The sequence below is a fragment of the Flavobacterium glycines genome (genome assembly GCF_900100165.1).
In the GTDB taxonomy this organism is placed as follows: domain Bacteria; phylum Bacteroidota; class Bacteroidia; order Flavobacteriales; family Flavobacteriaceae; genus Flavobacterium; species Flavobacterium glycines.
Genome location: NZ_FNEO01000001.1, coordinates 664,981 through 681,231, shown reverse-complemented (window position 1 = coordinate 681,231; position 16,251 = coordinate 664,981). Strand labels below are relative to the sequence as shown.

Annotated in this window: 13 protein-coding genes; 4 read left to right on the top strand and 9 right to left on the bottom strand. The window is 34.9% G+C overall.

The features are described from left to right. Window positions 1-68: 68 nt before the first annotated feature. From BLR17_RS02470 to BLR17_RS02440, 7 genes are all read right to left on the bottom strand, one after another. A complete protein-coding gene (locus BLR17_RS02470; RefSeq protein WP_066328049.1) occupies window positions 69-1,520 on the bottom strand; it encodes a TolC family protein in 1,452 nt (483 codons plus the stop codon). Next, window positions 1,513-4,761, bottom strand: coding sequence for an efflux RND transporter permease subunit (locus tag BLR17_RS02465; RefSeq protein WP_066328050.1), 3,249 nt, complete (start codon window positions 4,759-4,761; stop codon window positions 1,513-1,515). The genes BLR17_RS02470 and BLR17_RS02465 overlap by 8 nt, the downstream gene beginning before the upstream one ends. A gap of 23 nt (window positions 4,762-4,784) precedes the next feature. Then, window positions 4,785-5,867, bottom strand: coding sequence for an efflux RND transporter periplasmic adaptor subunit (locus BLR17_RS02460; RefSeq protein ID WP_066328053.1), 1,083 nt, complete (start codon window positions 5,865-5,867; stop codon window positions 4,785-4,787). Between the two features lie 158 nt (window positions 5,868-6,025). Next, on the bottom strand, window positions 6,026-6,457 hold the full coding sequence (locus tag BLR17_RS02455) for a hypothetical protein (RefSeq protein ID WP_139068358.1): 432 nt from the start codon (window positions 6,455-6,457) through the stop codon (window positions 6,026-6,028). Between the two features lie 159 nt (window positions 6,458-6,616). Beyond that, complete coding sequence (locus tag BLR17_RS02450) at window positions 6,617-7,270, bottom strand: HD domain-containing protein (protein ID WP_066328055.1); 654 nt, start codon at window positions 7,268-7,270, stop codon at window positions 6,617-6,619. A gap of 115 nt (window positions 7,271-7,385) precedes the next feature. Next, window positions 7,386-8,372 carry an acyl-ACP desaturase gene (locus BLR17_RS02445; protein WP_066328056.1) on the bottom strand — a complete coding sequence of 329 codons (987 nt, stop codon included), beginning with the start codon at window positions 8,370-8,372 and terminating at the stop codon, window positions 7,386-7,388. A gap of 14 nt (window positions 8,373-8,386) precedes the next feature. Then, window positions 8,387-9,121: a lysophospholipid acyltransferase family protein gene (locus BLR17_RS02440; protein ID WP_066328062.1), complete on the bottom strand. Its 735-nt coding sequence runs from the start codon at window positions 9,119-9,121 to the stop codon at window positions 8,387-8,389. A 124-nt stretch (window positions 9,122-9,245) separates the two neighbouring features. Here BLR17_RS02440 and rnpA point away from each other — a divergent pair, with 124 nt between their 5' ends. Genes rnpA through BLR17_RS02420 form a run of 4 tightly spaced genes read left to right on the top strand, consistent with a single transcriptional unit; the run spans window position 9,246 to window position 12,969 of the window. Next, a complete protein-coding gene (gene rnpA / locus BLR17_RS02435) occupies window positions 9,246-9,626 on the top strand; it encodes a ribonuclease P protein component (RefSeq protein WP_066328072.1) in 381 nt (126 codons plus the stop codon). Window positions 9,627-9,680: 54 nt separating this feature from the next. Continuing rightward, entirely contained in the window at window positions 9,681-10,523 is an 843-nt protein-coding gene (locus BLR17_RS02430; RefSeq protein ID WP_066328074.1) for a DUF4349 domain-containing protein, read from the top strand. 2 nt (window positions 10,524-10,525) lie between these two features. Next, complete coding sequence (locus BLR17_RS02425; protein WP_066328076.1) at window positions 10,526-12,163, top strand: S41 family peptidase; 1,638 nt, start codon at window positions 10,526-10,528, stop codon at window positions 12,161-12,163. After that, window positions 12,163-12,969 (top strand): OmpA family protein, encoded by an 807-nt coding sequence (locus BLR17_RS02420; RefSeq protein ID WP_066328078.1) that lies wholly within the window; start codon window positions 12,163-12,165, stop codon window positions 12,967-12,969. Before BLR17_RS02425 ends, BLR17_RS02420 begins: the two co-directional genes overlap by 1 nt. Here BLR17_RS02420 and BLR17_RS02415 read toward each other — a convergent pair. Both BLR17_RS02415 and BLR17_RS02410 read right to left on the bottom strand, forming a co-directional pair. Next, complete coding sequence (locus tag BLR17_RS02415; protein ID WP_066328079.1) at window positions 12,966-13,991, bottom strand: DUF4837 family protein; 1,026 nt, start codon at window positions 13,989-13,991, stop codon at window positions 12,966-12,968. The two genes, BLR17_RS02420 and BLR17_RS02415, sit on opposite strands and share 4 nt — an antisense overlap. Before the next feature lie 204 nt (window positions 13,992-14,195). After that, window positions 14,196-16,202 (bottom strand): LysM peptidoglycan-binding domain-containing protein, encoded by a 2,007-nt coding sequence (locus BLR17_RS02410; protein WP_066328084.1) that lies wholly within the window; start codon window positions 16,200-16,202, stop codon window positions 14,196-14,198. Between the last annotated feature and the right edge of the window lie 49 nt (window positions 16,203-16,251).

Sequence of the window (16,251 nt, the reverse complement as noted above, 5' to 3'; positions counted from 1 at the left end):
CCGAAGTAGAGTGGCTTTGTCTTTCATTAGGGGTGTTTTTAAAGACTATCAAACTTTAAAATGGTACATTAGTTCCATCCACCACCTAATGATTTGTACATGTTAACTTTGGTAGTTAGTTGTTCTTTCTTGGTTTCAACCAATTGTAATTTGGATTCCAAAGCATCACGTTGCGTTAATAAAACTTCCATATAATCGGCTCTGGCCGCGCTGAAAAGTTTATTAGTGATTTCGATAGAATTAGTCAAAGCAGCCACCTGATGTTCTTTTTGCTCATAGCTTTTCTTCAGGTTTTCAATTTTTGATAAACCGTTCAATACTTCGATATGGGCATTTAAAATGGTTTTTTCATAATCAAAAACAGCTTGTAACTGTTTGTCATTCGCATTGTAATAAGCCGCTTTAATCGCATTTCTGTTGATTAAAGGAGCTACCATATCGCCTGCTAAACCATAAATCAATGATTCAGGCATGGTAGTAAGGTATTGGGTTTTGAAAGATTCTAAACCTACACCTGCTTTTAACGTAAACGACGGATAAAAATTAGCTCTGGCAACTTTTGTATCCAATTTAGCGGCCTGTAATTCGTATTCAGCCTGTCTGATATCCGGACGGTTAGTTAACAGCTGAGAAGGAATACCGGCATAAATTGGGTCTATGTTTTGTTCTATAAAATGGTCAGAATCACGATTGATGTGCTGAGGAGTACGACCGATTAGGAAATTCAGTCTGTTTTCAGTTTCAACAATATCCTGTTTTACATTATACAGTTCGCCGGTGTTTTTATATACCTCTGCTTCGAGTCTTTGTACACCCAGAGCAGTTGCTTTAGCGGCTTGCATTTGCAAACGGATAATTGTTAGTCCATTGTTTTGCAATTCTAAGTTTTTAGTAAGAATGGCCAGTTTGTTGTCTAAAGCCTGTAATTCATAGTAAGAATCGGCAATTTCAGCAATTAAGCTCGTAACCATAAAGTTTTTACCTTCAACAGTAGAAAGGTATTCCATTACGGCTGCTTTTTTAGCGTTGCGTAATTTTTTCCAAACGTCCAGTTCCCAGCTGGCAAAAGCACCTACTTTGTAATTTTGTAACGGCTCAGGGAATTCTTTGCCCGGTTTAATTTCAGTGTTGGCGTCGTTTGCTCCCTGGCTGGTGTAACGACCTACTTTTTCTACTTCCGCAGCTGCCTGAATACCCACAAACGGAAGGTATTCTCCTTTTCTGGCCTGAATTTCATTCTTAGCCATATCTACCTTTTGCAACATGATGTTCAGCTCCTGATTGTTAACTAAAGCAGTGTCTATAAGTGCAGCTAAATTAGCATCATTAAAAAAGGTTTTCCATTTGATTTGAGCCGAATTAGTAGTGTCTTTTGAAGCTACATTTTGAAATTGTTCCGGCAAATCCTTTTTTTCATCGCGTACGGTTTTTGTTGGGATACAGCTTTGAAAAAACAGGGAGGATAAGGTCAGTGTTACAACTGACCTTATGTTTATAAATTTGAAAATTGGATTATTCATTTTCTTCTTCTCTTTTCATTAATTCTTTCAGTTTTTTGTTCATTTCTTTCAGTTTTAATTTGAGTTTGCTTTCGCCCTCACTAGCTCTCATGAACTCTTCAGAAGCCGGTTCGTTATGTTCGTCCTGAATCATAGTTTTTCCATCGCTCATTTTGGCAAAGGTGTAGTATAATCCCGGAATAACGAAAACTCCAAACAAGGTTCCGATAACCATTCCTCCCATGGCAGAACCTCCAATAGTTCTGTTACCGATAGCACCTGCTCCCGTTGCAATAACTAACGGAATTAATCCTGCAATAAAGGCAAATGATGTCATCAAAATAGGTCGGAAACGCAATTTAGCTCCTTCCATAGCCGCATCTACAATACTCATTCCCTGCGAACGCTTCTGGACGGCGACCTCTACAATCAGTACGGCATTTTTACCGAGTAATCCAATAAGCATGATAACCCCAATTTGTGCATACACGTCATTTGATAATCCCATTAATTGTAATAATGCGAATGAACCAAAGAATCCGACAGGTAAGGATAGTAATACCGCCAATGGCAATAAGAAACTTTCATATTGTGCCGCTAACACCAGATAAACGAATATCAATACAATACCAAATACATACAGCGCATCGTTTCCTCTGTTAGCCTCGTCATACGATAATCCTTCCCAGGCAATATCATATCCTCTTGGTAATTTTACTTTGGCAACTTCTTTAATGGCATTAATAGCATCGGCACTGGTGTAACCTTTAGCCGGTAATCCACGGATAGCAGCCGAATTGTACAAATTGTATCGCGTTATCTCATTAGGTCCCAGTTGTTTTGTTACTTTCATGAAAGAAGAATATGGAACCATTTCACCAGCTTCATTTTTGACGAATAACTTCTCTAAATCGGAAGGAATTTTTCTGTATTCAGGAGCTGCCTGTGTATATACTTTAAAGAACTGACCGAATTTGATGAATCCCTGTTCATAAGTACTACCAATAAGGATGTTCAAATTGTCCATCGCTTTTTTGATAGTTACTCCTTTTTGCATGGCTGCTTTATTATCAATGTCTAACTTTAACTGTGGATAATTAGCAGAATAGAAAGTAAAGATTCCAGTTAGTTCTTTACGTTTTTCTAATTCAGCAAGAAAGTCGTTGTTTACTCTTTGGAATTCCTGATAATCTGTTCCGTTTGTTTTATCTAATAAACGCAAAGAGAAACCTCCTGATGAACCAAATCCAGGTACTGCAGGTGGTTCAAAATATTCGATAACTGCCCCAAGATTTTTGGATTTGTTTTCCAATTCTTCCATGATTTCATGAACTGAATGGTTTCTTTCCTCCCAAGGTTTTAGGTTAATTAAACAAGTACCCGCATTAGAACCACGTCCTTCAGTCATGATTTCATAACCCGCTAAGGATGATACAGAAGATACACCATCAATTTCCTCACAGATTTTTTGTAATTTTTTTGCAACATCATTAGTACGTTCTAATGTAGTTCCCGGAGGTGTTTGAATAATTGCATAAATCATTCCTTGATCCTCACTTGGTATAAATCCTGCCGGAAGCGCTTGGTTAGTAAAATAGGTTGCAAAACAGAATCCAATCAAAATTCCGAAAGTGATTACTCTTCGGTTTACAATGTGTTTTAAAATACCCACATAGTGACCAGTTAGTTTTTCGAATCCTCTGTTAAACCAATCGATAAAACGATCAATCGGTGATTTTTTCTTAGCATGACCATGGTTGTGTTTTAATAACATTGCACAAAGTACAGGTGTAAGGGTCAAGGCTACAACTGCCGAGATGATAATAGATCCCGCCATTGTAATTGAGAATTGACGATAGAATACACCCACAGGTCCTGTCATGAAGGAAATAGGAATAAATACCGAAACCATTACTAAGGTAATAGCAATAATAGCTCCTCCAATTTCACCTAATACCGCTTTGGAAGCCTTAAATGGAGTGAGATGTTCTTCTTCCATTTTTACGTGAACGGCCTCGACGACGACGATGGCGTCATCGACCACAATACCAATGGCTAATACCAGAGCAAATAGCGTAATCAGGTTAATAGATAAGCCGAACATTTGCATTACAAAGAAGGCTCCAATTAACGATACCGGTACAGCAATAACCGGAATTAATGTGGAACGCCAGTCTCCTAAAAACAGGAATACTACAATTGATACTAAAACGAAGGCGTCTCTAAGTGTGTCTATTACTTGTTCGATAGAAGCATCTAAGAAACTGGATACGTCATAACTGATTTTGTAACCTACCCCCGGAGGAAGATCTTTTTCAAGTTCTTTTAATTTGTTTTTTACAGCCTTAATTACATCACTACCATTGGTTCCAAGAGTTTGTTTTAAAACGATAGAAGCAGATGGTTTACCATCTAAGTTGTCATAGATATCATAAAATTCACTTCCTAATTCTACATTTGCTACGTCACCTAATTTAATTTCCTCACCATTAGCATTGGCTCTAATGATTACATCTTTGTATTCCTCAGGAGTAGAGTAACGGTCTTTATAGGTTAATACATATTCAAGTGCCTGAGATTTTATACCAGAACTTTGTCCCAGACGCCCGGGACGTGCCAAAATACTTTGTTCCTGCATAGCTTCCATTACTTCTTCTGCCGAAATATTGTAAGCACGCATACGATCCGGTTTTAACCAAATACGCATAGCATATTTACGGCTTCCAAGGATTTGTGCACTTGCAATTCCGTTAATACGTTGTATTTCGCGAAGCATGTTGGTATAAGCATAGTTGTAAAGGAATTTTTCGTCCATTTCATGCCCTTTTTTGCTATACAAATCCACATACATCAACATACTTGGCTGAACAGGTGTAATGATAACCCCTTCGCGTTGTACTAAGTCAGGTAATAAGGGCATTACCTGGTCGACCCTGGTCTTTACCCGGATTACGGCGACGTTGGGGTCGGTTCCGGGTTCAAAAATGACACGAATGGTTCCTTCACCCGCACTGGTAGCATCTGAGGCAATGTAGCGCATTCCCGGTACCCCGTTAATAGCGGTTTCCAGGGGAATTAAAGTTGATTTTACCAATACATCTGAACTCGAACCCGGATAGGCGATAAAGATGTTTACGGTAGTTGGCGCAATTTCAGGAAATTGCGAAATGGGTAATTGTTTGATGGCAAGTAACCCCATAAAGACTATAATGACCGAAATAACAATCGCTAAGACCGGTCTCTGAATAAACTTTTTAAACATTTTGTTGTTATTTAAGGGGTTTTTTACTCGGCGTAAACATCAAGAGTAGTCAATACTTTTTTAGGGTTTTGAACATTAAATTTCACTTTCTCATTGTTTTTAACCAATCGTAATCCATCTAATAAAATATGGTCGTTTGCTTCTAATCCTTTTTTCACAACAAAAAGATTTTCCAAAGTGGCTCCAATTGTAATTTCTCTTTGTCTTACGTAACCATTTTTATCGATTACAAAAACATAGCGTTTGTCTAAGACTTCAAAAGTTGTTTTTTGTGGAATAATAAGTACGTTTTTCAACGGTATTGTCATCAGGATAGTACCTGTTTCTCCATGTCTTAAAATACCTTGCGGGTTAGGGAAAGTAGCTCTAAAAGCGATATTTCCTGTTTCGTTGTTGAATTCTCCTTCGATAGTTTCTACAATACCTGATTGATTGAATACCATGTCATTAGCCATTCGCAAATTTACTTTTTGCTTTTTGTCTTTATTGGCACTCATGATGTAATTTAAATATTCCGCTTCAGGAACATTGAAATAGACCCACATTTTGCTGTTGTTAGAAAGTGAAGTTAATAATTCACCTTCTTCCAGCATACTACCTTCTCTTGCAAGTAAATGGTCTACAATACCGTCAAATGAGGCTTTGATATTGGTGAATCCAAGATGAGTTGCCGCTAGATTGATTTCAGCATTGGCTTTGTCTAATTTGGCTTTTGAAAGAGCCAGTTCGTTTTGGGAAACTACTTTGTTATCGGCAAGAAGTTTGGTGTTTTTGTATTCTATCGAAGCCGCATTTCCTTCTGCTTTTGCTTTTTGCAATTCGGCCTGATAAACATTTGGCATAATTCCGAACAAGGCTTGTCCTTTTTTAACTTTTTGTCCTTCATCTACGTAGATTTTCTGAAGGTATCCTTTTTCCAGTGCTCTTACTTCAATATGTTGAATCGAGTGAATCTGACACACATATTCTTTAACAATTGAAGTATCCATTGCTACAGGATTCGTAACATTGAAAGTCGCTTCTTCTTTCTTTTCTTCTTTATGTGAGTTGCAGCCAATAGTGCATAATGCGGCCATAAGACCTATGAAAATTGCATTTTTTTTCATGATATTCTTTAACTTTTTAAAACAATGGGATGATTTTTTAAGTCGGAGCAATAAAAACAACGACCTAAGTACCTTATTTGGCTTGTCTCAATTAAAACAGAGCAGGCAATAGGGTATAAGCAAGTAAAATGCTGATGTGTTTGTTTAAAAAGTTGAAATCAAATTCGGAAAACCTCGAATATAATGTAAAGTGAATTACAAGAGGGTAGGTAGGAAAGCTCTTTGCAGAAAGCTTGAGTTTTCTTGATGTAAGATATAAAAACGGATACCGTTTGTTGATTTAAAAAAGAAAGTTGGTAAGATTGTTTTTCTATAGACTTTTTTGAAGTCATAGTTTCTGAATCTTCTTCTTCGTTGTCAGAATTAAGGATTTCTTTTTTATGGTAAGTTTCAAAAACTGCGTCAGATAAAGCAGTTTGATTGTTAAAAAGATTTTCTAAATCAGTTGTTTGATTAGCGATTTCTTTTGAGATTGTTTTTAATGAACCGGCTAACAGTGTTTTTTTTGTTAGTGTATGGGCAAACAAAGAACCGTTGCTGAATAACAGCAGCATACATAAAGGGATAATGTGTTGTATTGCCTTCTTCATTTAGTGTTGCAAATCTATGTCTACTAAAGCATTCTGGCAAGCATTAGTTAATAAATATTTGTTAATTATGATAAAACCATTAAAAAATCTGTTAAAAAGCAGTTTGTGTTGTGATAAAATCAGTGTTTTTGTTAAAACTACAATAAAAAAACGCTTGAATTATTTTTCTCCTTCCCACTCAGCGTAAAATTGTGCCAGGAAGTTTTCCATAAAATGATGTCTTTGACTTGCAATTTTTTTTGCTGTGGTAGTATTCATTTTATCCTTAAGTAATAATAACTTTTCATAAAAATGATTGATGGTTGGTGCCTGACTGTTTTTGTATTCCTCGGCACTCATGTCTAATTTTGGAGCGATTTTAGGGTCGTAGAGCGCTCTGTTTTTAAAACCGCCATAATTGAATGTACGGGCAATTCCAATGGCTCCAATGGCGTCTAAACGGTCGGCGTCCTGAACAATGTCTAATTCTATAGAATTGAAGTTTTTTTCGAAATTACCTCCTTTGAAAGAGATGTTTTCGATGATATTGATGACATGATTTATATCTTGTTCCGAAACATTTTGGGATTCCAGAAATTTTCGGGCTATTTTTGGTCCCAAAGTCTCATCACCATTGTGGAATTTACTGTCGGCAATATCGTGAAGTAAAGCGCTGAGTTGTACTATTTGTAAGTTGCAGGTTTCTTCTTTAGCAATCAATAAGGCGTTTTTATATACTCTTTCAATGTGAAACCAGTCGTGCCCGCCTTCGGCATTTTCTAATTGCTGTCTTACAAAAAGAATAGTGTTGCTTATTAATTCGTTTTGATTCATAGTGAAAAAGGATAAAAAAAGCTGATTTTTAAAGGTCTAACTTCAAAAATCAGCTTATTAATATTTATAATTGATGATTTCAAAAATCTGAAATCTGAATTCTAAAATTTGAAATCTACAATCTAGCCGGTTCAACCCATTTAAAGATATGAGATTCTTTTGGGATGACCAATCTTTCTGAAATTTTAGCCATTCTGGCAGGTAATTTCATCAGATAATCACGGGCTTTTTCGGCTTCGTCTGTAAGGCCGGAAATTTTTTCAATTTCCCATTTTTCAATCAGTTTTTGCATGATTTCCACATAATCATTGGCAGTGTAAACACCAATACGTTGTGCTGAATCCGAAAACAATTCAAATGCCGAGCTGATTTTTTGCCCTGATTCTCTCAGGAAATGCGCAGGCATTACGATTTTTGCTTTCATCATGTATTGGAAAGCCAGCATCATTTCGCTTGGGTCTACTTTGAAAATTTCGCTAACAAAATGACTGTAAGCATGGTGGTGACGCATTTCGTCTCCGGCAATCATCTTACACATTTTGGATAATTTCTTATCGCCGTATTTTTTGGCTAATTGCGAAACTCTGTTGTGAGAAACATAGGTTGCTAATTCCTGAAAACTTGTGTAAACAAAGTTTTTGTAAGGATCTCTTCCTGTGCCAATGTCGAATCCGTCATTGATAAGGTGTTGTGTGGTCATCTCAATTTCACGCATGTTCACACGACCTGATAAATACAAGTATTTGTTTAGTAAATCACCGTGACGGTTTTCTTCACCAGTCCATTGACGTACCCAAGCCGACCAGCCATTTCTTCCTTCATTATCTACACCTTCAACTTCCATTAACCAGTTTTCATAAGTAGGAAGTGCTTCTTCCGTAATCATGTCTCCCACCATGGCTACCCAAAAATCATAAGGTAAATCTTTTGAGATTTCGCGTAGCTCTTTTACTTCTTCTAAGAAATTATCTCCTTCAGAATTTGGTAAAAAATCAGTTGGCTGCCATATTTGTTCCACAGGAATCAAATACTGATCCATATAGCCAGTCACGTTTTTTTCCAAAAACTGCATAACTTCTAATCGAATGTTTTTTATAGACATTTTATTTATATATATTAAAATTGTATTCCTTTTACTATCTCACTTTCCGTGATTTGCATTAATTCAGGGAAGCTAAATTCACTCACTTTTAAAGGTTTATGAATTACAAAGGTAAGATGATTTCCTAAACCTACAGGGAAAAACCCAAATTTTACCATTTTCCACGAATTATTAATACTTACAGGAACTATATAGGCCGAAGGTGCGTTTTTACACAATATTTTTACACCAGTATGGGCAAATTCTTTCGGTTTGCCGGTTTTGCTTCGGGTTCCTTCAGGAAAAATTACTGCCGAACGCTTATTGGTTTCAATATATTCGGCTAATTTTTTTATTTCGGGAATGGCCTGTTTAGGGTCTTTTCTGTCAATTAAGGCAGCTCCTCCGTGTCTTAAATTATAGGATACACTCGGGATTCCTTTACCTAACTCTTTCTTACTTACAAATTTACAATGAAATTTACGCAAATACCAAATCATCGCTACGATATCGTACATACTTTGATGATTGGCTACAAATACCAAAGGGACTCCTTCCGGAATACATTCTCTGTTTTCAAATGTATAGGTTGTTCCTACTAAGTTAGTACATTTTAGCAAAAAAAAGTTCAGGTAATCGACACTTTTTTTGTGTGCGTGATAACCAAAAACATTCAGACAAATCCACTGAATTGGGTGGAAAATAACTAACGTAAGTCCAAAACACAAATAATAAATTACCGATATGGGATAGGAAATAAGTTTTTGCATTTCAAAAAAATTAGCTGCAAAAGTAGTAAATAATTTTTTAGCACTATTTAATTCCTAAATAATAATAGGTTTAGCCTTAAATTGTACCTTTGTGTTTCTGAAAAAATGACTTTTATCCTTAAAAATGACCTTTAACTATCCAAAAAACGAAAAACTAAAAAGTAAAATTACTATTGGATTGTTGTTCTCCGAAGGGAAATCAGTTTCGAAATATCCTTTGCGTTTGGTGTATCATTCCGGTTCTTTGAATGAAAATGAAAAAATTAAAATGGGTGTTTCAGTTTCAAAAAAATACTTCAAGAAAGCTGTTGACAGAAATCGTTTTAAAAGAATTCTCAGAGAAACCTACCGACTTAACAAGCATATTCTTCTGGATAACCTAGACAAACCTTATGCTTTTATGTTTTTTTATCAAACCAAAGAGCGTTTGTCTTACGAAGAAATCAATACTAAAACCATCCAGTTGTTTGAGAAATTTGTAGCTCAAAGTTTAAAAAAAGAATAGAATTATATTTTTATACGAATATTCATTAAATTAGTTTTTCTAAATTGATTTATTATGAAAAATCTATTCTTGTTTTTGATAATTCTCGTATTTTCTTCTAGTTGTAAAAAATCGGATGATTTTGGCAAAGATAAAATGATGAGTGTGAATGAAGTAGGGACAGTCCTACTTCCACCACCACCTCCAAAAGTTGATGAGGTAAAATTTGTTAAGCCAGTAATTGCAAAATCTGAAGAAAATATTGAACAAAAAATTATTAAGACTGGAGATATTAGGTTTGAAAGTAATGATTTAGAAGAAACTTACAGTCAAATAATAGCAGCGGTAAAAAAACATCATGCCGTTATTCAAAATGATACCGAAGGAAAAGATAATAATTCTGTTTTTAGAAGATTAGCAGTTCGAGTTCCAAGCAAAAATTTCGATTTATTTTTAGACGATATTTCAAAAGGAGTAACTTATTTTGACAATAAAGAAATCTCTTCTCAAGATGTAACAGAAGAATACATAGATGTAGATGCCCGATTAAAAGCTAAAAAAGTACTTGAAGCTCGTTATCTGGAACTTTTAAAGAAAGCAAATAAGGTTTCCGAAATGTTGGAAATCGAAGCGCAACTTTCTACTATTCGTGAGGAAATCGAGGCTAAAGAAGGGCAACTGCGCTACATGCAAAGTCAGGTTTCAATGAGTACTATTACTATTGAATTTTATAAAACTGTAGCTAATGAAGGAGGTGCAACAATTTCTTATGTTTCAAAAATTTGGAATGCCATAAAATCGGGATTCAATGAGATTTCAAATTTCTTCATAGTATTATTAAGTATCTGGCCTTTCTTGATTATTTTAGCGGTAATTCTACATTTTATTAGAAAACGTTTTAAGAAAAAAATTCAATAAAAATGATTCGCCTTTTACAAAAAAGATACCTGATTCCTGTAGTTGCTTCTGCATTTTTATATGTTGGAGTTAGTTTTAAAGACGATTTTTTTGAAATTGCTAAACAACTGGAAATTTTCACCACGCTTTTTAAAGAACTGAACACCAATTACGTTGACCAAACTAATCCTGGGGAATTAATGGATGCTGCCATCAAAGGTATGCTGGCCAGTTTAGATCCTTACACGGTTTATTTTAATGAACAGGATGTATTGAAGTTTAAAATTAATAATACGGGTGAATATACCGGAATTGGTGCGTTGATTACGCAAAAGTCAGGGAAACTTATTTTGCGTGAAGTTTACAAAAATTTTCCTGCCGATAAAGCCGGTTTTAAACCGGGAGACGAAATTATTCAAATAGGAGATGTGGTTTTAAGTGATTTTAAAGAAGATGCCTCTCAGCTTTTGAAAGGAGCCAAAAACACTAAAATTGACATCAAATACCTTCGTCAGGGTAAAATGAATACGACTCAAATTTCATTGGACGAAGTCGAAATCAAATCGGTTCCTTTTTATGCTAAAATGGATGACAAAACAGGTTATATCGTTTTAAGTCGTTTTAATAAAAAAGCATCCAATGAAACTAAAGAAGCTTTGTTAGCACTTAAAAAACAAGGTGCTCAACAAATTGTTTTGGATTTGAGAAACAATCCCGGCGGACTTTTAAACGAGGCCATCAATATTTGTAATTTATTTGTGCCAAAGAATGAGGTGATTGTAACCACTAAATCCATCAACGAAAAACACAATAATACTTATAAGACTTCTTTTGATCCGGTAGATTTAGATATTCCACTGGTAATTATTGTAAATGACAAAAGTGCTTCGGCATCCGAAATTGTTTCGGGAGCCTTACAGGATTTAGATCGTGCGGTGATTGTGGGTAGTAGAAGTTTTGGGAAAGGTTTAGTTCAAAAACCAATTGATTTGACTTATAATACCCAGTTAAAAGTTACGATTTCAAGGTATTTTACACCTTCAGGAAGATGTATTCAGGCTTTGGATTATGCACACAAAGACAAAGATGGATTGGCTATCCGCACAAAAGAAACCAATTACAATTCTTTTAAAACAAGAAAAGGCAGAACGGTATATGATGGTGGAGGAATTTTGCCTGATGTGCAAATGCCTGAATCTAAAACCAGCACCATTGCTAATGCACTAATTAAAAATGACGGAATCTTTAATTATGCAACTGCATATTACTATAAGCATCCGAATCTTGGAAATCAGATTCCTGATTTTACTAATGCCGATTTTCAGGATTTCAAACAGTTTTTGAAAAGTCAGAAAATCTCTTTTGATACAGAAACCGAAGAGTCTTTGAAAAATACTTTAGCGACAGCTAAAAAGGAAGCAATTGATGGTGCTATTATTAATGAATACAATCAATTGCTTGCCGTAGTACAAAAAAGTGAAGAAGCACAATTGGATAATAATCAGGAGGAGATCAGAAATTTGATTTTGGAAGAGATTATTAAGCGTTATCAATATCAGGAAGGTTTTTATGAATATTATATGAAAACCAATTCTGAAATTAAAAAAGCAGTTAAAATTTTAAATGATTCGGCTAATTATAAGAGTATCTTGAAAATCTAATGTCAAAATCGCTTGTATTCCTCTCCTTTTTTATTTTTGGGACTCTCTATGCCCAGGAGAAAAAAATTGGAACGGTTTATTTTAAGTTTGACCAGTATAGTATAGATAAAAATCAAGAACAGGCTGTTGTAGATTTTGTTCGGGAAATAGATACGACCAATTTAGAATCCATTCAGGTTTATGGTTATTGTGATGATAGAGGCAATAACGATTATAATTTGACATTATCGCAAAATCGGGTCAATGCGGTTCGGAAAATTTTGATTGCTAATGGATTTAACAAAAGTAAAATTGTTATAGTAGAAGGAAAAGGGCGTGTGCTTATTGATAATTTTTCCGGAGAAAGTCTGGCTGATATTCGTTCAAAAAACAGACGTGTGGATTTGTTAGTGGTGAAGCGAAATAGTTTCGGAAAAGGCTTGTATAATTCTTTTCAGGATCATCATGAGGTGGGGGACAGAATTTTTCTTGAAAATATTTTTTTCGAGCTAGGAAGCAGTAATCTTACTGAGGCTTCTAAAAAGGAATTGGACAGGATTGCCGAAATTCTTCAAAAAAATAAGGGCATTGAGTTCGAGATTCGGGGTCATGTGTGTTGTACACCTAATTTTTATAAAGATGCTATAGACAGAGCGACTAAAGAAAGAAAACTTTCTTTGAATCGGGCTAAAAACGTTTTCAGATACCTGATTTCAAGAAATATAAATAGTTTGAGAATGAATTATAGAGGTTTGGGAAATCAATTTCCTTTAGGAAAAGGAGATGATTACGACAGAAGAGTAGAGTTTTTAATTACTAAGAATTAATTTTGATCTTCAAGTAGCGCCATAATATTTGGTTTTTCTTTCTGAAGTGATTTTTTGTTGATTTCAAGCGATTTTATGATGGCTTCGGTTTCAAGCATCAAATCTCTTTTTTCTTTTGAAGGAGCATAGCAGAATCCTTCTAAAACCAATATACGATCGTTGTCTTTGTCTACAATTGCATAATTGATGAATGGCCCTGACATGAAGTCGTTTTTTAATACCCATGTACCCTTAGTCTCATAAGCTCTTTTGTGGTTGAGCACAATATTTGAAAAATAAGGAGCGTAGGCTTCTTCGGTAATCATGTCCGTATTGTCTTCTTTTCCATGGATGAATAGTTTTCCAATGGAATCTCTCATTTTGGTAATGCGGGCAATCTTGTTTGCTTTGTTTTCAATGCTGCTTAACGGAATTTCATAGATTAAGATACTCGTATTTCCGCTGATGATTTCTTTTTTAAACCATGCAAAATGATCTTTTTGCAGCATTAATTGATAGCTCGAAGGCATCTCAAGTTTGATGTTGAATTTGTCTTTAAAATATTTTGGAGCCAAAAGCGATTTTCGATTAATGCGTTGGCATTCTTCAATTTCTGTTTGATGAATTATTTTGATTATTTCAGGTGCATTTTGTTGAATTAAGCACAGGATATCATCGGCTGTTTTACCCGAAATTTGAAAGATGTTTTGGGGAGAAGCGTATTTGTTTTTTAGAATTTTAAAATCTTCTTTAGTATCCTTTTTGATGACTATGATATTGCGACTGTCGGTCAAAAAACCTTCCATCAATTTTACAGGAAACTGATTGATGGTAAAAAGTGGTTCCTCCTGAGGTAATCCAATAACAGGAGAGGCAAATTTATTTCGGATGCTGTCGCCAATTTCACCATTCCACAATAAATCATCTATAATCACTGAGATGTTATTGATTTTTCCATTGGTTTTTTTAGGGGTAGTGTCTTCCTGTTTACAGGAAATAAAAAAAATGGAAAGGAAAAGCAATATAAAATGGATTTTATTCATTTTGCATTGGTTGAAACGGTAATTCAGTTTGTAAGTATGAATTGTTGTTTAATAATTGATTCTGGTTTCTTACGAATTAATACCGCTAATATCGTTCCATTTTTTTTAAATGAGTAATAAAATTTGATCTAAATGAGTTTTAGAAATAAAAAAGGGCTTTATTCTGTTGTTAAATAAAGCCCTTTTTGTGTATTTGTTCTTGGATTAACCTCCTATTTTTAATTTCATTCCGGGTTTGATATCTTCGTTGTTAATACCATTCCATTTTTTAATATCTGAAACAGTAACACCGGATTTTTTTGCAATACTAAACAATGAATCTCCTTTTTTAACCAAATAGTCTCTTTGTAAAGCAGCGCTTTCAAGTTTGTTTTTCTTAAATGAAGCAGCGGTAGCTTTAGAGGTGTTAATGGCAATTTCGTCTTTAGCAACAATTAATGTTTTTCCCAGAGCAATATTGTTGTCTGTTAAATGATTCCATTCTTTTAAATCAGCAATAGCGGTTCCGAATTTTTTAGAAATATTTCCCAAATTGTCTCCTTTTTGAACAGTGTATTCAATGTTTTTTAATTCAACAGCAGGATTAGTAACAGCTACTTCGTTAGCTTCGGTTTCTTTATCGGAAAGCTGTAAGTTCATTCCAGCTTGGATTGTGTTTCCTGAAAGTTTGTTCCACTCTTTAATTTGAGCAACAGTTACTTTGTTTTCTTCAGCAATACGATTTAGATTGTCACCCTTTTGAACAATGTAATTTGTTGTTTTATTATTAGCAATCAGCGTATCGGCTTTGACTTCTTTTTTTATCTTTTCAGTCTTGTTTATTTTAGTATCTGCAGAAACAACAGCAGTATTGTTTTCTTTTTCAGAAGTTACTATGGTAAGTATTTTTCCGTATGAAACCGAATTACCATTTAATTTATTCCATTTTTTTAAGTCGTTGATGTCAACATTGTATTTGTTGGCAATAGAACTTAAGTTGTCCCCTTGTTTTACTTTGTAATATTGGGTTGAACTTCCCGCAGGGTAAGACGGTTTTTCGATTGTGGCAGCAATAGCTGTTGCAGTCACGTTCTTGAAAAAAGGATTGTTGTTTTTTAAATCAGCTTCATGTTGAATGTAAGCGTAGATTTTGTCTTCATTGGAAACAAATACTCCAATTTTTTCTTTAGGCAAACGCAAATAATGACTCTGATCCTGATATTGAGGAATTACGTTGAGTTTGTAGGACGGATTTAGCAATTGTAGTTGCGAGACAGGAACGTCTAATAAATCAGAAATTTGTTTGAAAGACATTTGTTTTTTTATCATTACCGTATCGGTAGCGAAGTGTTGTACAATAGCTTTGTTAGGCTTGATTCCGTGTTCTTTATGGTATTCGTACAAATACATGGTAGCTAAGAAAGCGGGAACATAGCCTTGAGTTTCTTTAGGTAAATTTTGTTTAATGCTCCAGAAGTTTTGTTGACCACCGGAACGTCTGATCGCTTTTGAAACATTTCCTGGTCCTGAATTGTAAGACGCTAAAACCAATTCCCAATCTCCAAAAATAGCAAACATATTTGCCATGTATTGAGCGGCAGCATTTGTTGCTTTCAACGGATCGCTGCGTTCGTCAATGTAAGAGTCAATTTTTAGATTGTATTGTTTTCCGGTTTGATACATAAACTGCCAAAGTCCTGTGGCACCCACTCTGGAAACTGCTTTTGGGTTTAATGCCGATTCTACAATGGCTAAATATTTGATTTCTAAAGGGATATTTTGTTTGGAAAATACTTCTTCAAACATTGGGAAGTAATAGTCTGAAATAGACATCAGACGTTCAAACGATTTTTTTCTGTTTTTTAAGAACGATTTGATGATGTTTTCTAATCCCTGATTGTACTGAATGTTAAACGGAGATTTAGCATTCATGGCTTCGAGCCTGGATTTTAACAATTCAGTAGGCAATTCATAATCAACTTTCTCATCGGTGTTTATGCTTTCAATATCTTTAGTAAGATCATTGTAGATGTTTAAGTCAGTGAGTTCTTTTGTCCACAAACTGTCTACACAACTGGCTATGTCATCATTAACAAAGCTGCGTTTTATGGAATCGAGATAAGAAAGCTTGGTTTCTAAAACAGCAATTCCCTTGCTTTCGGCGATTTCTTGCGAAAACAGGGGAACTGTTAGTAGTAGAAAAAATGATATAGTGATTTTTTTTATACTCATATTTTTATTGTCAACGTCCTTAATTTTAAACGGTTACAAATTCGTTTTT